Raw genomic sequence first — 17,799 nt, forward strand, 5'->3', positions numbered from 1 at the left:
TGGCCGGTGAACTTCTTCCGTCACCGGCCCCTCGGCCTGCTCGCGCCCGCGCTGCTGATCGCGGTCGCGGGCTGTTCCACGGCGGACGACGGCACCGCGGTCGCGGCTCCCAGCCCCGACGCGCGGACCGCCCCCCTGTGCCGGCGTCTGGACGAGGCGCTGCCCGGGAAGGTGGACGGCCGGCACCGCGACGACCCCCGGCCCGCTTCCGCCTACACGGCGGGCTGGTCGGGCCCGGCGATCATACTGCGCTGCGGGGTGGTCCGGCCGCCGAAGATGATCTCCCCGGACGTCGCCCAGGGCCATGACCCCGACGCGCTCGCCGGCGGGGTCGACGGCGTGGACTGGCTGATGGAGAAGCGGGACGACGGATCACTGCGCTTCACCACGTCGGGCCGCCGCGCCTACGTACAGGTGACGCTGCCGAAGGAACTGTCCGGCCCGGACGACTCGACGGCGGTGCTGGTCGGCCTGGCCCCGGCCGTGAAGAAGGCGATCCCCGAGGGGATCGCCTCCATGCGGTGATGCCGGGGAACTAGCGCAGGCCGGTCGAACGGCGCAGCGCCGCCTGGACCAGGCGGTCCACCAGTTCCGCGTAGCCGATGCCGGACGCCTCCCACATCTTGGGGTACATCGAGATCGGCGTGAAGCCGGGCAGGGTGTTGATCTCGTTGATGACGAACTCGCCGTCGTCGGTGAGGAAGAAGTCCGCGCGAACCAGGCCCTCGCAGGACGCCGCCTCGAACGCCTCGACCGCGAGCCGCTGGATCTCGGCGGTCTGCTCGTCGGTGAGCGGGGCCGGGACGACACCGGGGTTGGAGTCGATGTACTTGGCGTCGAAGTCGTAGTACGCGTGCGCGCTGGGCGGCGGGATCTCGGCCGGGACGGAGGCGCGCGGGCCGTCCTCGAACTCCAGGACGCCGCACTCGATCTCGCGGCCGGACAGCGCGGCCTCCACGATGATCTTCGGGTCGTGGCTCTGGGCCTCGGCGATGGCCTCGTCCAGCCCGGCCAGGTCGTCGACCTTGGTGATGCCGATGGAGGAGCCGGCGCGGGCGGGCTTCACGAACAGCGGCCAGCCGTGCTCACCGGCGAAGTCCACGATCTTCTTGCGGGCGGCGGACTGGTCCTGCTGCCACTCACGGGGCCGGATCACCACGTACGGGCCGACCTTGAGCCCGAAGGAGGTGAACACCCGCTTCATGTAGTCCTTGTCCTGGCCGACGGCCGAGGCGAGCACACCCGAGCCGACGTAGGGCACACCGGAGAGTTCCAGCAGCCCCTGGAGGGTGCCGTCCTCGCCGAAGGGGCCGTGCAGCACCGGGAAGACCACGTCGACCTCGCCGAGCGCCTTGGGCACGGCGCCGGGCTCGCTGTAGACGACCTCGCGGTTGGCGGGGTCGACGGGGAGCACCACTCCGCCCTCGGTGGACTCCGCCACGTCCAGGACCTCCGGGGTGCGGCGGTCCGTGATGGCCATCCGCTGCGGCTCGTCGGCCGTCAGCACCCAGCGGCCGTCACGGGTGATACCGATCGGCAGGACGTCGTACTTGGTCCGGTCGATGGCGCCCAGGACGGCACCCGCGGTGACCGTGGAGATCCCGTGTTCGGAGCTGCGGCCGCCGAACACGACCGCCACACGCGGCTTGCGGGGCTGCTGCTCAGGGCTCTGGGGGAGGTTCTCGGTGCTCATATCGCGTTGAGAGTACCCGTTGGTAGGGCCCCGAGACAGCGTCGACCCGGCGCTTTCGCTCAGCGTCGCTCGGGCTTCGCGCTGCGCGACATCAGCTCCTTGAGCGCGACCACCGGGGGCTTGGCGTCGTGGACGATGCCGACGACCGTCTCGGTGATCGGCATGTCGACGCCGTGCCTGCGGGCCAGATCCAGCACGGACTCGCTGGACTTGACGCCCTCGGCGGTCTGCCGGGTGACCGCGATGGTCTCCTGGAGCGTCATGCCCTTGCCGAGGTTGGTGCCGAAGGTGTGGTTGCGGGACAGCGGCGAGGAGCAGGTCGCCACCAGGTCCCCGAGTCCGGCGAGACCGGAGAAGGTCAGCGGGTCGGCGCCCAGCGCCATGCCGAGCCGGGTGGTCTCGGCGAGGCCGCGCGTGATGAGCGAGCCCTTGGCGTTGTCGCCCAGGCCCATGCCGTCCGCGATGCCGACGGCGAGACCGATCACGTTCTTGACCGCGCCGCCGAGTTCGCAGCCGATCACGTCGGTGTTGGTGTACGGCCGGAAGTACGGGGTGTGGCAGGCGGCCTGGAGCCGCTGCGCGACCGCCTCGTCGGTGCAGGCGACCACGGCCGCGGCGGGCATGCGGGCGGCGATCTCACGGGCCAGGTTGGGTCCGGTGACCACGGCGATCCGGTCGGGGCCGACCTTGGCGACGTCCTCGATGACCTCGCTCATCCGCATGGCGGAGCCGAGTTCGACGCCCTTCATCAGGGAGACGAGCACGGTGTGCGGGGCGAGCAGCGGGGACCATTCGGCGAGGTTCTCGCGCAGCGTCTGGGAGGGGATCGCCAGCACGGTGAAGTCGGCGTCCCGCAGCGCCTCGGCGGCGTCCGAGGTGGCGCGCACCCCGGCCGGGAGCTCGACGCCGGGCAGGTAGCCGGGGTTGGTCCGCGTGGAGTTGACCGCGTCGGCGACTTCGGTGCGGCGGGCCCACAGGGTGACCTCGCAGCCCGCGTCGGCGAGGACCACGGCGAACGCGGTGCCCCAGGAGCCGGTGCCCATGACGGCGACCCGGACAGGCGTGCTCACTTGCCGCTTCCCCCTTCGGTGGCGGTGGGCGTGACCTCGGCGGCGGGCGCGGGCACCGTGTCCTGGCCGTGGCCGGACTGGGCGCGGGTGCGGCGGCGCTGCTCGATCCGCTCACGGCGCGGATCGTAGGGCACGGCCGGCGCCTTCTCGCCGCGGATCTCCTCGAGCTGGCGGGTGACGGCCGCCATGATGACCTCGGTGGCCTCCCTGAGGACTTCGGCGGTCATCTCCCGGTCGTAGAACCGGGAGAGGTCCACCGGCGGCCCGGCGAGGACGTGGTGGGTCTTGCGCGGGAAGAGGTGGGGCTTCTTCGCGTAGGGCGGCAGGAGTTCGTTGCAGCCCCACTGGGCGACCGGGACGACCGGGCACCTGGTCTGCAGGGCCACGCGGGCGGCGCCGGTCTTGGCGGTCATGGGCCAGCCGTCGGGGTCGCGGGTCAGGGTGCCCTCGGGGTAGAAGGCGACGCACTCACCGCGCTCCACCGCCTCGATCGCGGCGCGGAAAGCGCTCAGCGCGTCGGTGCTCTCGCGGTAGACGGGGATCTGTCCGGTACCGCGCATCGCGGCGCCGACGAATCCCTTCTTGAAAAGGCCGCTCTTCGCCAGGAATCGCGGAACCCGCCCGGTGTTGTACTGATAGTGCGCGTACGCGAAGGGGTCCACGTGGGAATTGTGGTTCACCGCGGTGATAAATCCGCCGTCGGCCGGAATGTGCTCCATTCCTCGCCAGTCCCGCTTGATCAGAACCGCCAGCGGCGGTTTGCAGATCACCGCGGCGAAGCGGTACCAGAAGCCGATTCTGCGGCGGGACACGCGGACACCTTCCTCCATGGCCTCTGAGGGCCGTCACCTCGGCCGGGGGCCGCACAAGTGTGACTCCGGGCCGCCGGTCTGTCGAGAACACCGTACGCCCGCATGTCTGCGGCGACCGCCCCCGCACTGGCCTTCACAGCATTCCTCCACACCCCGGGGCGGCTCGGGAAGCCTGGTGGGAGCGGGTGACAATGAGCGCGAGCAGAGAGGGACGGTACGCCGGTGCAGTGGAGCTTGGTCATCCCCCTGAAGCCCTTGGCACGGGCGAAAAGCAGGCTCGCGGACGCCGTCGCGGAAGGGGCGCGGCCGGGGCTGGTGCTGGCGTTCGCGCAGGACACGGTGGCCGCCGCGCTGGAGTGCGCCGAGGTCGCGGATGTGGCGGTCGTCACGGACGACCCGGTGGCCGGGCGGGCGCTCATGGCGCTGGGCGCGCGGATCGTGCCGGACGAGCCGGGCGGCGGGCTGAACGCCGCGCTCGCACACGGGGCCTCGGCGGTACGCGCGGGCCGCCCGGAGGCGGCCGTCGCCGCGCTCAACGCAGATCTGCCCGCGCTGCGCCCGGCGGAACTGGCGAGAGTTCTTTCCCGCGCCGCCGAATTCCCGCGCGCATTCCTCGCGGACGCGGCGGCATTCGGTACGACCTTGCTCGCCGCCGCTCCGGGCCGGGAACTGGCCCCGGCCTTCGGCGGCGCCTCACGGGCCAGGCACCACGCCTCGGGCGCCGCGGAACTGATGCCGGGGAGCGTGGAATCGGTACGGCAGGACGTGGACACGGGCGACGATCTGCGGGCGGCGCTGGCGCTCGGCGTGGGTCCGTACACGGCGGCGGCGAGCGCGCGGTGGGCGGCCCCGGTGCCCACGTCCGGGCAGTAGGCTGCGGACATGCAGGCCACCGCTTACACCTACGACCCCGAGACCCGCAGCGGGAAGGTGCTGCTCGACGACGGCACTCCGGTGCCCTTCGACGCGGCCGCCTTCGACGCGGGCGGGCTGCGGTTGCTGCGAGCCGGTCAGCGGGTGCGGATCGAGACCGAGGGCTCGGGCGCGGGGCTCCGGATCACGCTGGTGACCCTCCAGACCTTCTGAGCGGGCCCTGAACGGCTTCCCGGACGCACCGCGGGCCGGACTCCCAGGAGGAGTCCGGCCCGGCGCGTGTGTGCCCTGTGGACCTGGTGCCGTCGAAGGCCGTGCCTCTAGCGGGCGGTGGTCTTCTTGGCGGTGGTCTTGCGTGCCGTCGACTTCTTGGCGGGCGCCTTCTTGGCGGTGACCTTCTTGGCGGGGGCCTTCTTCGCCGTGGTCTTCTTCGCGGCCGCGGTCTTGGCGGTGGCCGTGGTCTTCTTCGCGGGGGCCTTCTTCGCCGTGGTCTTCTTCGCGGCGGCCGTGGTCTTCTTCGCCGGAGCCGCCTTCTTGGCGGTGGTCTTCTTCGCGGCGGCCTTGGTGGCCTTCTTGGCCGCGGCCTTCTTCACCGTCGCGGAAGCGCCGCCGGTCAGGCTGCCCTTGGGCGCCTTCTTCACGGAGACCTCGCCACCACGGGGGAGCTTCTTCGAACCGCTCACCAGGTCCTTGAAGCCCTGGCCGGCGCGGAAGCGCGGGACCGAGGTCTTCTTGACCCGAACCCGCTCGCCCGTCTGGGGGTTACGGGCGTAGCGGGCGGGGCGGTCCACCTTCTCGAAGGACCCGAAGCCGGTGACCGAGACCCGGTCGCCCGCGACGACGGCGCGGACGATGGCGTCCAGGACCGCGTCGACAGCATCGGCGGCCTGCTGGCGGCCGCCCATCTTGTCGGCAATCGCTTCTACGAGCTGCGCCTTGTTCACGTCTTCCCCTTCGGAGACATCGCCAGAACGAAAGTGTTCAAGCTTTTTCGCACGTTAGGCAGATATATACCGCAAATCAAACACGAAACGGGCTTCTCACCCTTGTGCCGCATCGGTTTCGGTGGCTCGGACTGTTCAGTCGTCCTCTTCGGGCATCCGGCCCGCTTCGAGGTCCGCCGTGAATCGTTCGAGACGCCTTGCCGCACCGGCGAGATCGTGTTTGGCCGCGGCCGTAATGACCAGCAGCTTCCGGGTCAGCGCCATCCGTACGCCCTCCGGGACTTGCAGTGCGCGCACGGTTGCGTGCGCTTCTTTGAGCTGGTCCGCGACTGCCGCATAGAGCTGGAGTTGGCCGTCGTGTTCCATGCACAGATTGTGCCATCTGGGGCGAGTTGTCGCCTGCGCAGGGGGCAACTGCCGCCTCCGCGCGCCGTTTCGGGGCCCTCGGCGGGACTGCCGGCACGGACTTCTGTGACCTGCAACTTCGTTGCGGGAAAGGGGAGTTGGGGCGCCAATGCGGCGCTCTCCGGGCCGTCCGGGTCCGGACATGCGCGTACCCCCAATCGTGGCGATCGGGGGTACGCGGCGGCCGTCGAGGTGGCCGAAACCTTATGGGTGCGAGCGGTTGCTCAGCTCGTCAGCGTCCGGGGCTTGTGTGCCGGGCGCGCGCTCTCGTAGGCGGCGATGTCGTCCTCGTCGCGGAGCGTGATGGAGATGTCGTCCAGGCCGTTCAGCAGCCGCCAGCGGGAGTTCTCGTCCAGCTCGAAGGGGGCGGTGATGCCCTCGGCGCGCACTTCACGGCGCTCCAGGTCGACGGTGATCCCGGCGGTGGGGTCCTGTTCGGTCAGCTCCCACAGCGCGTCCACGACCTTCTGCTCCAGCACCACCGTGAGCAGGCCGTTCTTCAGCGAGTTGCCCCGGAAGATGTCGGCGAAGCGGGAGGAGATGACGGCCTTGAAGCCGTAGTTCTGCAGGGCCCAGACGGCGTGCTCGCGGGAGGAGCCGGTGCCGAAGTCGGGTCCGGCGACCAGGACCGTGGCGCCCTGGCGCTCGGGCCGGTTGAGGACGAAGGTCTCATCCTTGCGCCACGCCTCGAAGAGTCCGTCCTCGAAGCCGTCGCGGGTGACCTTCTTGAGCCAGTGGGCGGGGATGATCTGGTCGGTGTCGACGTTGCTGCGGCGCAGCGGCACGGCCCGGCCGGTGTGGGTGGTGAAGGCTTCCATCGTTATCGCACTCCAGCGGGCACGTGGGTGTCGGACAGGTCGGCGGGCGAGCCGAGGTGGCCGAGGACGGCGGTGGCGGCCGCGACCTGCGGCGACACCAGGTGGGTGCGGCCGCCCTTGCCCTGCCTGCCCTCGAAGTTGCGGTTGGAGGTGGAGGCGGAGCGCTCCCCCGGCGCGAGCTGGTCGGGGTTCATGCCCAGGCACATCGAGCAGCCCGCGTACCGCCATTCGGCGCCGGCCTCCTTGAAGACCACGTCCAGGCCCTCGGAGACGGCCTGGAGACCGACCCGCGCGGAGCCGGGGACGACCAGCATCCGTACGCCGTCGGCGACTTTGCGGCTCTTCAGGATCTCGGCGACGGAGCGCAGGTCCTCGATGCGGCCGTTGGTGCAGGAGCCTACGAAGACGGTGTCGACCCGGATGTCCCGCAGCGGCTGCCCGGCCTCCAACCCCATGTACTCCAGGGCCTTTTCGGCGGCGTACCGCTCCGATGCGTCTTCGTACGAAGCCGGGTCGGGGACGTGCGACGAAAGCGGCGCACCCTGGCCGGGGTTGGTGCCCCAGGTGACGAACGGGGAGAGTCCGGCGGCGTCGATGACGACCTCGGCGTCGAAGACGGCGTCGTCGTCGGTGCGCAGGGTCTTCCAGTACTCCACCGCCGCGTCCCAGTCGGCGCCCTCGGGGGCGTGCGGGCGGCCCTCAAGGTAGGCGAAGGTGGTCTCGTCGGGGGCGATCATGCCCGCGCGGGCGCCGGCCTCGATGGACATGTTGCAGATGGTCATCCGCGCCTCCATCGACAGCTTCTCGATGGCGGGGCCGCGGTACTCCAGGATGTAGCCCTGGCCGCCGCCGGTGCCGATACGGGCGATGATCGCCAGGATCAGGTCCTTGGCGGTGACGCCCTCGGGCAGTTCGCCCTCGACGGTGATGGCCATGGTCTTCGGGCGGGCCAGCGGCAGCGTCTGGGTGGCCAGTACGTGCTCGACCTGGGAGGTGCCGATACCGAAGGCGAGGGCGCCGAACGCGCCGTGCGTGGAGGTGTGGGAGTCGCCGCAGACCACGGTGGTGCCGGGCTGGGTCAGTCCGAGCTGCGGGCCCACGACGTGGACCACGCCCTGCTCCACGTCGCCCAGCGGGTGCAGCCGCACCCCGAACTCGGCGCAGTTCGCCCGCAGCGTCTCGAGCTGGGCGCGGGAGACGGGGTCGGCGATGGGCTTGTCGATGTCGAGGGTCGGGGTGTTGTGGTCCTCGGTGGCGATGGTGAGGTCGAGCCGGCGGACCGTGCGGCCGCCCTTGCGGAGGCCGTCGAAGGCCTGCGGGCTGGTCACCTCGTGCAGCAGGTGCAGATCGATGTAGAGGAGGTCGGGCTCGCCCTCGGCGCGCCGGACGACATGGTCGTCCCAGACCTTCTCCGCGAGTGTCCTACCCATCGCTTTCCCTCCGGCCGGCCACGCTCTCGCCGACGCATCTAGAGATCTTGAGGAAGCGACGCCCGCGCCTGTGATCCGGGGCAAGCGGGCGTCCGACGCCGGGCCTGCCGTGCGCGGGCCGCCGTGTGCTTCAAGAGTGGCGCGTTCCGGGGAAAATTGAACTTGCGTTTCACAGAGTGAGACGGGAGTATCGTTGCATGGACAACAGTAGCGGCGTCGGCGTTCTGGACAAGGCGGCCCTTGTCCTGAGCGCTCTGGAGTCCGGTCCGGCCACCCTCGCGGGTCTGGTCGGGGCCACCGGACTGGCACGACCCACGGCCCATCGGCTGGCCGTGGCTCTGGAGCACCACCGGCTGGTGGCGCGCGACATGCAGGGCCGGTTCATCCTGGGCCCGCGCCTGTCGGAGCTGGCCGCGGCGGCCGGCGAGGACCGTCTACTGGCGACGGCCGGCCCGGTGCTCACACATCTGCGGGACGTGACGGGCGAGAGCGCGCAGCTCTACCGGCGCCAGGGCGACATGCGGATCTGTGTGGCGGCCGCCGAGCGGCTGTCCGGACTGCGGGACACGGTGCCCGTGGGCTCGACGCTCACGATGAAGGCGGGTTCCTCGGCGCAGATCCTCATGGCCTGGGAGGAGCCCGAGCGGCTGCACCGGGGTCTTCAGGGGGCGCGCTTCACGGCGACGGCGCTGTCCGGGGTGCGCCGCCGGGGCTGGGCGCAGTCGATCGGCGAGCGGGAGCCGGGCGTGGCCTCGGTCTCGGCGCCGGTGCGCGGGCCGTCCAACCGCGTGGTGGCTGCCGTCTCGGTCTCCGGACCGATCGAGCGGCTGACCCGGCACCCGGGCCGGATGCACGCCCAGGCCGTGATCGACGCGGCGGGCCGGCTGTCCGAGGCGCTGCGCCGCTCCGGCTGAGCCGCTCCACGACTCTCTTCGCTCCACGCTCACACCGGGCGGGAGCGGGCCCCAACGCCGCGGCCCGCTCCCGCCCGACTTGCTGTGTACGTGCCTCAACGGCGGTGCGGTGAGCGGGTCTTGGTGTGGCGGAGCCCGGAAAACAGTGAAGGCCCCTCGCTTACGCGAGGAGCCTTCTTCCTGTACCCCCGACCGGATTCGAACCGGCGCTACCGCCTTGAGAGGGCGGCGTGCTAGGCCGCTACACAACGGGGGCCTGGACACTGCGTTTCCGCAGGTCCGAGCTGGTCTACCTGGACTCGAACCAAGACTAACTGAACCAGAATCAGTCGTGCTGCCAATTACACCATAGACCAATGATGGTTTAGACCAGTCAGTACCCCCGACCGGATTCGAACCGGCGCTACCGCCTTGAGAGGGCGGCGTGCTAGGCCGCTACACAACGGGGGCCCTAGCGATTCCGAGTGATCGGAACCAGTACCCCCGACCGGATTCGAACCGGCGCTACTGCCTTGAGAGGGCAGCGTGCTAGGCCGCTACACAACGGGGGCTTTGCGGATGTGATCCGCGGTGCAGATGAGCTCTGCGAGCTGGCCTACCTGGACTCGAACCAAGACTAACTGAACCAGAATCAGTCGTGCTGCCAATTACACCATAGGCCACTGGAACGCAAGCCCCTGTCGGGGATCTTGTTCTAGCAGATGCGCCTGGGTCCCGGCCTTTCGGCCCGTTTCCCTCGGCGCAGGAAGAACATTACCCGAAGGTGGACGGGGCTCCAAAACGGGTATCCGAGCGGACCAGCGCCGGGAGTTCGGCGAGGCTGGTGATCCGGTGGGCCAGGGCCGTCCCGGCCGCCCTGGCGTGCGGGCCGCCCCGGTCGATCCACACGGACATCATCCCGGCCTCCGCCGCACCCCGCCCGTCGATCTCCGGGTGGTCACCGACGTACGCCACCTCGTGCGGGGGCAGCCCCAGCCCCTCGCAGGCGGCCAGGAAGGCGCCGGCGTCCGGCTTGGACACGCCCAGCTCCACGGCGCACAGCACGCTCTCGAACCGGTCCCGCAGTCCCAGGGTCCGCAGCTTGTGCTCCTGCACGGTCAGGCTGGAGTTCGACAGCACCGCGTGCCGGTGGCCGGGAAGGGCGTCCAGGGCGGGCACCACGTCCGGGAAGACGCTCCAGGCGGCCTGGTAGTGCCCGACGTACCGCAGAAACCATTCCTCAGCCTCGGCGTCGCTCAGTTCCGCCCCCAGGAAAGCCCGCACGCGGTCCAGCCGCTGCCCCTGGAAGGTGGCCTCGCCGGCCGCGTGGCGCGCCCAGTGCGTCTCGGTCGCCGACCGCCACAGTGCGAGCGCCTGCTCCGGCGTGGAGAAACGCGCCAGCAGCCCCTCCGCCAGGAGGTGCGCCCGCATGCCCTCACGGTCGGCGGTGGTGTAGTCGAAAAGGGTGTCGTCCACGTCCCAGACCACGGCTCGGATGCTCATGAGCCGACGGTAACGGGAAGCGGGCCCCCGGGCAGGGGGCACAGACGCCGAGGGGCGGCATCCGGTGGCCGGATGCCGCCCCTGGCGGTGTGGCGTTCGTTACGCCGCGAGCCTCGCGAGCGCCGCGTCGATGCGGGCGAGGGTCTCCTCCTTGCCGAGCACCTCCAGGGACTCGAACAGGGGGAGGCCGACCGTACGGCCGGTGACGGCCACGCGGACCGGGGCCTGGGCCTTGCCGAGCTTGAGGCCGTGGGCCTCACCGGCGGCCAGGACGGCCTCCTTGAGGGATTCGGCCGAGGTCCAGTCGGCGGACTCCAGCTTCTCGCGGGCGGTGCGCAGGAGCGCGTCCGAGCCTTCCTTCATGGCCTTGGCCCAGCTCGCCTCGTCGAAGGCGGGCTCGGGCAGGAACAGGAAGTCGACGTTGTCGGTGATCTCGGAGAGCACCTTGAGCCGGGTCTGGGCGTGCGGGGCGATCGCGTGCCACTTGGCCTCGTCGAAGTCCTCCGGCGCCCAGGGGGCGAAGGGGGCCTGCAGCCAGGGGGCGCAGCGCTCGGTGAAGTCCTTCACGTCGAGCAGGCGGATGTGGTCGGCGTTGATCGCCTCGCACTTCTTCAGGTCGAAGCGCGCCGGGTTGGGGTTCACGTCCGAGATCTCGAAGGCCGCGACCATCTCCTCGATCGAGAAGATGTCCTGGTCCGCCGAGAACGACCAGCCCAGCAGGGAGAGGTAGTTGAGCAGACCCTCGGGCAGGAAGCCACGCTCGCGGTAGAGGTTGAGGGACGACTCCGGGTCGCGCTTGGAGAGCTTCTTGTTGCCCTCGCCCATCACGTACGGCAGGTGGCCGAAGGCCGGGATCCGCTGGGCGATGCCCAGCTCCGTCAGCGCCTTGTACAGGGCGATCTGGCGCGGGGTGGAGGAGAGCAGGTCCTCGCCGCGCAGGACGTGGGTGATGTCCATCAGCGCGTCGTCGACCGGGTTCACCAGGGTGTACAGCGGGGCGCCGTTGGCGCGCACGATGCCGTAGTCCGGGACGTTCTCGGGGAGGTACGTGATCTCGCCGCGCACCAGGTCGTCGAAGGTGATCGTCTCGTCCGGCATCCGGAAGCGGACGATCGGCTCGCGGCCCTGCGCCTTGTACTCCTCGGTCTGCGCCTCGCTCAGGTCGCGGCAGTGGCCGTCGTAGCCGGACGGCTTGCCGGCGGCGCGGGCGGCCTCCCGGCGGGTGTCCAGCTCGTCCTGGGAGCAGTAGCAGCGGTAGGCGTGGCCGGCGTCCAGGAGCTTCTGGGCGACGTCCTTGTAGATGTCCATCCGCTGCGACTGGCGGTACGGCGCGTGCGGGCCGCCGATCTCGGGGCCCTCGTCCCAGTCGAAGCCGAGCCAGCGCATCGCGTCCAGCAACTGGTCGTACGACTCCTCGGAGTCGCGGGCCGCGTCGGTGTCCTCGATGCGGAAGACCAGGGTGCCCTCGTTGTGCCGGGCGAACGCCCAGTTGAACAGGGCGGTGCGCACCAGGCCCACGTGGGGGTTACCGGTGGGCGAGGGACAGAAACGGACGCGTACGGGAGAGCCGGGTGCGCTAGCCACGCTTGACAACCTTGTTGGTGAGAGTGCCGATGCCTTCGATGGTGACGGCGACCTCGTCGCCGACGCTCATGGAGCCGACACCCGCGGGGGTGCCGGTGAGGATGACGTCGCCGGGGAGCAGCGTCATGGCCTCGGAGATGTTGACGATCAGGTCCTCGATGGGATGGATCATCTCGCTGGTGCGCCCGAGCTGGCGCTGCTCGCCGTTGAGGGTGAGCTGGACGGTGAGGTCGTTCGCGCGGGCGAGGTCGATGTCCGTCTCCACCCAGGGACCGAGCGGGCAGGAGGAGTCGAAGCCCTTGGCGCGGGCCCACTGCTTCTCCCTGCGCTGCACGTCGCGGGCGGTGACGTCGTTGGCGCAGGTGTAGCCGAAGATGACGTCCTTGACGCGCTCGCGCGGGACCTCGCGGCACATGCGGCCGATGACCACGGCCAGCTCGGCCTCGTAGTGCAGGTCCTCGGTGAAGGACGGGTACTGGATGTCGTCGCCGGGGCCGATCACCGAGGTGGAGGGCTTGAAGAAGGCGAACGGGACGTCGGGTACCTCGCTGTCCAGTTCCCGGGCGTGCTCGGCGTAGTTGCGGGCGAAGGCCACGACCTTGTTGGGGAGCACGGGCGGGAGCAGCCGGACCTTGCTGAGGGGCACCTTGGTGCCGGACAGCTCGTGGTCGGCGAAGGGGATGCCCTTGATGATGTCGAGGACGAGCTCGTCCTGCTTGTCGCCCTCGACCGCGCCGAAGGCTACGTTCCCGTCGATGGAGAACCTGGCGATGCGCACGGGATTCTGGCGCCTCTCACTGAGAACCGGCGTACTGACGTCCCAGGTTAACCGGTCCGCGCGGCCCGTGTTCGGCCGGTGGTGCGGGTGGCGGTTATCCGGAGCGGGATAGCGGGCGGCATTAATTCCGGATTTCCGGGGTCACCGGGCGACCGCCGCGGGTGCCGTCGTCCGGTGCCCGCCGGGCCGGGCGACGGGCGACGCGGCGGGGGCCGCGTATTCACCTGTATTGCCGTCGGCCGGTCCGGGTAAATCCGCCCGGCGGCACAGTGAGCGCGGGGAGGGATATGCGGACACCGGGATATCGCGCCGCCGTATATCGGGTGAGGACGGGGAAAAAGCGAGCGCGGCCCGGCGGGCCGTCACGGGTGGACGGTCCGCCGGGCCGCGCTCGTGCGGGCCTGGTGGGGTCAGACGCCGGCCTCGACCACGGCGGAGGCCGGGAGCTCCATCAGGATGGTGCGCCGGGGGTTGGCGGTCCGGTCGGGAAGGTCGGCGGGGTGCTCGGGCAGCTCGGCGATCTGGAGTTCGCCGGCGTCCTTGAGGTGTGCCAGCGTCGTGCGTCGCGGGTTCGCCGTCGTCTGGAACATCATCGTCGTCTTCACCGTTGTCGTCCTGTGGCCTCGTGTCGGGGTGGGAATGGGCAGAGCCGCTCATCCTGTAAAGCGTCAGGCTAAACATGCGAATCCCCGTCACAGACGTGAACCACCCATGATCACCGTGTGAGTTTGCTCACTGCCTGACGCGTAAATCGGTCAATTCAGACCCCCACCCCCTTGCGATGAAACGGACATTGGCGATCTGAACCCATCATTCCGCTCCTGATCATGGCGACTGGGACACCGCCCGAACGGCCCGCACAGGCGATCGACTCGCCGGAATTGCCCACCTATACGGGTGATCCACCTCCACCCGTCGTGACCCGTGCATCACGCGCCGTCACGTAGGTCACAGCTCGGGGTCCGTCCCTTGTTGGAGATCCGGCACTGTGCTGGAATGCCGAGGACCGCCGCAGGATCGAGCCGGCGCAGGGGGCGCGACGCCGCGCCGAGTGGCGGTGAGACAGGGGGGAATCCAGCGCCGGTCACTCAAGACCACACGGGGGGCGTATTCAGGGCGCCCTTCATGACGCCGACACCGTGTCCCGCCGTTCACGCGGAGGGGCGCCTGGTCCAGAGGTTGCGACGCTAGTGCAGGGACGTTTCAAGAGGGATGGCAGCGCTTCGGCCGAGCCGGAGCCGCACGGCGGGACTGCCCCCATGGCCGGCGGCTCCTCGCACCAGCACGCCCAGAGCGCCGGCAAGGCATCGGCGGGCGACGGCGCCGAGCGCGCCAAGCGCCCCGGCACGTCCGCCCCGGCGGGTGCTTCCGGTGCCATGACCGCGACGCCCACCGCGAAGACCGCCAGGAGCGCGCCCAGCACCGGCTCCCGGATGGCACTGCGCAACTGGCGCATCTCCACGCGTCTGGTGTCGCTGCTCGCGCTGCCGGTGGTCGCGGCCACCACGCTCGGTGGCCTGCGCATCGGCGACTCGATGGACGACATCAAGCAGCTCGACAACATGAAGCTGCTGACCGAGATGACCCAGCGCGCGACCGAGCTGGCCGCCGCCCTCCAGGAGGAGCGCGACCAGTCCGCCGGTCCCCTGGCGCACGGTCTCAAGTCGTCCGACTACACGGTCAAGGGCTTCCGCGACAAGACGGACAACGCGAAGAAGACCTTCGAGGACTCCGCCGAGCAGATCGACGCGGCGAGCAAGGACGGCAACCTCCAGGGCGTCCGCGACACCCTGGTCGGCCTGGTCTCCCAGCTCGACGCGCTCGGCAAGATCCGCCGGGACGCGTACACCTCGGACGACAACTCGACGCAGACCGTCGAGGCGTACCACCGGCTGATCACCCAGCTCATCGACCTCTCCCAGGACATGGCCGAGGCGTCGAGCAACCCGGAGATGATCCAGCGCACCCGCGCCCTGGCCGCGTTCTCCACGGCCAAGGAGTACGCGTCGGTGCAGCGAGCCGTCATCGCGGCCGCCCTGCCCGCCAGCAACGCCACCAAGGGTGCCCTGTCCACCAACGACCGCCTCTACGGCGAGTCCGCGTACGACAGCGAGAACTCCGAGCTCAACATCTTCCGCAAGGTCTACGCGAGCCAGGGCGCCGAGGAGATCCTCAAGCCCATCGACGAGAACAACCCGACGATCCAGGCGGCCGACCTCTACGCCAAGCGGGTCTTCGAGTCCCGCGACGGCCTCGCGGGCCAGCAGGCGCGCTCGTACCTGGACTGGGTGGACGACAGCTCCACCAAGATCCAGCAGATGAAGAAGATCGAGCACGAGCTGCTCGACAGCATGGAGCAGAAGGCCCGCGAGCTGAAGGCGACCTCCGAGCAGGAGGCGATCATCTCGGGTGTGCTGATCCTGCTCGTGCTCGGCGTCTCGCTGGTCGGCGCGTTCGTCGTGGCCCGGTCCATGATCCGCTCGCTGCGCCGCCTGCAGGACACCGCCACCAAGGTCGCCCAGGACCGCCTGCCCGAGCTGGTCAAGCAGCTCTCCGAGTCCGACCCGCAGGACGTGGACACGTCCGTGGAGTCGGTCGGTGTGCACTCGCGGGACGAGATCGGCCAGGTGGCAGCGGCCTTCGACGAGGTGCACCACGAGGCGGTCCGCCTCGCCGCCGAGCAGGCGCTGCTGCGAGGCAACGTCAACGCGATGTTCACCAACCTCTCGCGCCGCTCCCAGGGCCTGATCCAGCGTCAGCTCTCGCTCATCTCCGAACTGGAGTCCCGCGAGGCCGACCCGGACCAGCTCTCCTCGCTGTTCAAGCTCGACCACCTCGCCACCCGCATGCGCCGTAACGGCGAGAACCTCCTCGTCCTCGCCGGTGAAGAGCCCGGCCGCCGCTGGACCCGCCCGGTCCCGCTGGTCGACGTGCTCCGCGCCGCCGCCTCCGAGGTGGAGCAGTACGAGCGCATCGAGCTGGCGTCGGTGCCCGGCACCGAGGTCGCCGGCCGCGTCGTCAACGACCTCGTGCACCTGCTCGCCGAGCTGCTGGAGAACGCCACCTCGTTCTCCTCCCCGCAGACCAAGGTCAAGGTCACCGGTCACGCGCTGCCCGACGGCCGGGTGCTGATCGAGATCCACGACACCGGTATCGGCCTCTCCCCCGAGGACCTGGCCGCGATCAACGAGCGCCTCGCGGCGCCGCCCACGGTGGACGTGTCGGTCTCGCGCCGCATGGGTCTGTTCGTGGTCGGCCGTCTGTCGCAGCGTCACGGCATCCGCATCCAGCTCCGCCCGTCCGACTCCGGTGGTACGACCGCGCTGGTCATGCTGCCCGTCGACGTCGCCCAGGGCGGCAAGAAGCCCGCTCCGGGCAAGGCCGGCGGCCCCGGCTCCGGTGGCGGTCCCGCCGCCGCGCAGGCCGCGGCCGGTGCCGCGGCGGCCCGCCGCAACAACGGCGGCGGTGGCGCGGGCGGTGCCCTCGGCGGCGCCCCGGCCGGTGGCGGACGCCTGACCGGCGGCCCCGGCCAGCGTGGCCAGGTCGGCTCCGGCCAGGGCCCGCGTGCCGCACTTCCCGGCGCCGGACAGAACGGCGGCCGCTCCGGTGGCCCCGGTGGCGCCCGTGGCCCGCAGGGTCCCGGTGCCTTCCAGCAGAACCAGCAGAACCGCCCCGCCCCCTCGGGCTCCGGCCAGGCCGGCCCGGCCGGTCAGGCTCCGGGTGCCCCGCAGGGGATGCACACCGCGAACCCCGGGGGCCCGCAGCAGGACGCCTTCGGCGGCCGCGGCCCCGCGCAGCAGCCGCAGCGCGCCGGTGCCGGTGCCGAACAGGGGCGGCAGCCGCAGCTCCCGCCGCGTGGCGGCCCGCGTGCCGAACTGCCCGGTGGCAACCCGCAGTCGCGTGCCTCGCTGGACGTGCCGCGCGGCCACGACGAGCAGGACCCGTCGCAGACCTCGCGGATGCCGCGTATCGACGACCGGCAGGGCATGGGCGGTACCGCCGAGATGCCCCGCGTCGACGCGCACGACCCGTCCGCCACGGGCGGCTTCCCCCGTCAGGACCTGTACGGCGGCGGCGACCAGCAGCAGCACACCGGGCAGTTCGCCCGGCCCGGCGCGAACGGCGCCCAGAACAACGGGCAGTTCCAGCGTCCGGGTGCGAACGACCCGCAGAACATGGGCCAGTACCAGCAGCCCGGCGCCCAGAACGGCGGCGGCTACGGCCGTCAGCAGGGCGGCGACGAGTACACCCGCTCCGACCTCTTCGGCGGACCGCAGGGCCAGCAGGCTCAGCAGAACACCGGTCAGTTCCCGGTCCAGCAGGGTTACGACGCGTACCAGGGCGGCAACACCGGCCAGCACGCGCTGCCCGGCCGTCCGGCGCAGCACCAGAACGGCAACCAGGCCGCCCAGAACCCGGCCCACACCGGCCAGTTCGAGCAGCAGCGCCCCGCCGCACCGCAGCGGTCGACGCGCCCCGAGGCCGGTTCCCGGGGTCCGGCGCGACAGGCGCCGGGCGACAACTGGGCGCTGCCCCCGGCCCCGGCCGGCACGCCGGGCGACGGCCGTACCCCGCTGTACGACACGCTGGAGACCAACTGGTTCCAGCAGGAGCAGCAGCAGTCGGAGTCCGCTCCGGCCCCTCAGCAGCCGCAGGCGCAGGCCCCCACGCCCGCCCCGCAGCAGTCCCAGTCCACCACCGGCTCGTGGCGCACCTCCCCGAACGACGAACTCGTCCGGCAGGCGGAGCGCGTACGACAGCCCGCGGCGGGCGGTGTCACCACCTCCGGTCTGCCGCGCCGTGTACCCAAGGCGAACCTCGTCCCGGGCACGGCACAGCAGCAACAGCACCACAGCGGTCCGCAGGTCTCCCGTGCGCCTGACGACGTACGCGGCCGGCTGACCAATCTTCGTCGGGGTATCGCTCAGGGCCGTCAGGCCGGGGGCGGCCAGACCGGCAGCTTCCCGAGCCCCACTCACCAGCAGGAGCGTTAGTT

General features: G+C 70.9%; 16 protein-coding genes and 5 tRNA genes. 5 read left to right on the top strand and 16 right to left on the bottom strand.

The window, feature by feature from the left end:
* The first annotated feature begins 6 nt into the window (after window positions 1–6).
* Window positions 7–525 carry a DUF3515 domain-containing protein gene (locus HEK131_RS23780; protein WP_217464772.1) on the top strand — a complete coding sequence of 173 codons (519 nt, stop codon included), beginning with the start codon at window positions 7–9 and terminating at the stop codon, window positions 523–525.
* A 10-nt stretch (window positions 526–535) separates the two neighbouring features.
* Here the strand turns inward: HEK131_RS23780 and HEK131_RS23785 are convergent, their stop codons facing one another.
* The 3 genes from HEK131_RS23785 to HEK131_RS23795 are packed head-to-tail and all read right to left on the bottom strand — an operon-like array spanning window position 536 to window position 3,575.
* Window positions 536–1,693, bottom strand: coding sequence for a D-alanine--D-alanine ligase family protein (locus HEK131_RS23785; protein WP_244336962.1), 1,158 nt, complete (start codon window positions 1,691–1,693; stop codon window positions 536–538).
* Window positions 1,694–1,752: 59 nt separating this feature from the next.
* Window positions 1,753–2,763, bottom strand: a complete 1,011-nt coding sequence (locus HEK131_RS23790) for an NAD(P)H-dependent glycerol-3-phosphate dehydrogenase (RefSeq protein ID WP_217464770.1) — start codon at window positions 2,761–2,763, stop codon at window positions 1,753–1,755.
* Window positions 2,760–3,575, bottom strand: a complete 816-nt coding sequence (locus HEK131_RS23795) for a lysophospholipid acyltransferase family protein (RefSeq protein ID WP_217464769.1) — start codon at window positions 3,573–3,575, stop codon at window positions 2,760–2,762. Before HEK131_RS23795 ends, HEK131_RS23790 begins: the two co-directional genes overlap by 4 nt.
* 222 nt (window positions 3,576–3,797) lie before the next feature.
* Between HEK131_RS23795 and cofC the strand changes: the two genes are divergently transcribed.
* Both cofC and HEK131_RS23805 read left to right on the top strand, forming a co-directional pair.
* Complete coding sequence (gene cofC / locus HEK131_RS23800) at window positions 3,798–4,448, top strand: 2-phospho-L-lactate guanylyltransferase (RefSeq protein WP_244336963.1); 651 nt, start codon at window positions 3,798–3,800, stop codon at window positions 4,446–4,448.
* Window positions 4,449–4,457: 9 nt separating this feature from the next.
* A complete protein-coding gene (locus HEK131_RS23805; RefSeq protein WP_217464767.1) occupies window positions 4,458–4,661 on the top strand; it encodes a hypothetical protein in 204 nt (67 codons plus the stop codon).
* Between the two features lie 107 nt (window positions 4,662–4,768).
* Here the strand turns inward: HEK131_RS23805 and HEK131_RS23810 are convergent, their stop codons facing one another.
* The 4 genes from HEK131_RS23810 to leuC all read right to left on the bottom strand — a co-directional run bounded on the left by HEK131_RS23810 (window position 4,769) and on the right by leuC (window position 8,045).
* Window positions 4,769–5,392, bottom strand: coding sequence for an HU family DNA-binding protein (locus tag HEK131_RS23810; RefSeq protein WP_217464766.1), 624 nt, complete (start codon window positions 5,390–5,392; stop codon window positions 4,769–4,771).
* A gap of 135 nt (window positions 5,393–5,527) precedes the next feature.
* A complete protein-coding gene (locus tag HEK131_RS23815; protein WP_217464765.1) occupies window positions 5,528–5,758 on the bottom strand; it encodes a hypothetical protein in 231 nt (76 codons plus the stop codon).
* Between the two features lie 263 nt (window positions 5,759–6,021).
* Window positions 6,022–6,615: a 3-isopropylmalate dehydratase small subunit gene (gene leuD / locus HEK131_RS23820; RefSeq protein WP_217464764.1), complete on the bottom strand. Its 594-nt coding sequence runs from the start codon at window positions 6,613–6,615 to the stop codon at window positions 6,022–6,024.
* 2 nt (window positions 6,616–6,617) lie between these two features.
* Window positions 6,618–8,045, bottom strand: a complete 1,428-nt coding sequence (gene leuC / locus HEK131_RS23825; RefSeq protein WP_244336964.1) for a 3-isopropylmalate dehydratase large subunit — start codon at window positions 8,043–8,045, stop codon at window positions 6,618–6,620.
* Window positions 8,046–8,242: 197 nt separating this feature from the next.
* On the opposite strand from leuC, the gene ndgR reads away from it, so the two are divergent.
* The gene (ndgR, locus tag HEK131_RS23830) at window positions 8,243–8,959 is read left to right on the top strand and encodes an IclR family transcriptional regulator NdgR (protein ID WP_135784271.1); all 717 of its coding nucleotides are present in this window, start codon (window positions 8,243–8,245) and stop codon (window positions 8,957–8,959) included.
* A gap of 183 nt (window positions 8,960–9,142) precedes the next feature.
* Here the strand turns inward: ndgR and HEK131_RS23835 are convergent.
* From HEK131_RS23835 to HEK131_RS23875, 9 genes are all read right to left on the bottom strand, one after another.
* A tRNA-Glu gene (locus HEK131_RS23835) sits at window positions 9,143–9,215 on the bottom strand.
* A 28-nt stretch (window positions 9,216–9,243) separates the two neighbouring features.
* A tRNA-Gln gene (locus tag HEK131_RS23840) sits at window positions 9,244–9,315 on the bottom strand.
* A 21-nt stretch (window positions 9,316–9,336) separates the two neighbouring features.
* Window positions 9,337–9,409, bottom strand: a tRNA-Glu gene (locus tag HEK131_RS23845).
* A gap of 28 nt (window positions 9,410–9,437) precedes the next feature.
* Window positions 9,438–9,510: transfer RNA gene (locus HEK131_RS23850), tRNA-Glu, on the bottom strand.
* Between the two features lie 39 nt (window positions 9,511–9,549).
* Window positions 9,550–9,621: transfer RNA gene (locus HEK131_RS23855), tRNA-Gln, on the bottom strand.
* A 91-nt stretch (window positions 9,622–9,712) separates the two neighbouring features.
* Window positions 9,713–10,441, bottom strand: coding sequence for an HAD family hydrolase (locus HEK131_RS23860; RefSeq protein ID WP_217464762.1), 729 nt, complete (start codon window positions 10,439–10,441; stop codon window positions 9,713–9,715).
* A 99-nt stretch (window positions 10,442–10,540) separates the two neighbouring features.
* Entirely contained in the window at window positions 10,541–12,025 is a 1,485-nt protein-coding gene (gene gltX / locus HEK131_RS23865) for a glutamate--tRNA ligase (protein ID WP_244336965.1), read from the bottom strand.
* Window positions 12,018–12,803: a fumarylacetoacetate hydrolase family protein gene (locus tag HEK131_RS23870; RefSeq protein WP_217464760.1), complete on the bottom strand. Its 786-nt coding sequence runs from the start codon at window positions 12,801–12,803 to the stop codon at window positions 12,018–12,020. The genes gltX and HEK131_RS23870 overlap by 8 nt, the downstream gene beginning before the upstream one ends.
* 410 nt (window positions 12,804–13,213) lie before the next feature.
* Complete coding sequence (locus HEK131_RS23875; protein ID WP_217464759.1) at window positions 13,214–13,408, bottom strand: hypothetical protein; 195 nt, start codon at window positions 13,406–13,408, stop codon at window positions 13,214–13,216.
* 585 nt (window positions 13,409–13,993) lie between these two features.
* Here HEK131_RS23875 and HEK131_RS23880 point away from each other — a divergent pair.
* On the top strand, window positions 13,994–17,797 hold the full coding sequence (locus HEK131_RS23880) for a sensor histidine kinase (protein ID WP_244336967.1): 3,804 nt from the start codon (window positions 13,994–13,996) through the stop codon (window positions 17,795–17,797).
* The last annotated feature ends 2 nt before the right edge of the window (window positions 17,798–17,799 follow it).

This window comes from Streptomyces seoulensis, from assembly GCF_022846655.1.
GTDB lineage: Bacteria > Actinomycetota > Actinomycetes > Streptomycetales > Streptomycetaceae > Streptomyces.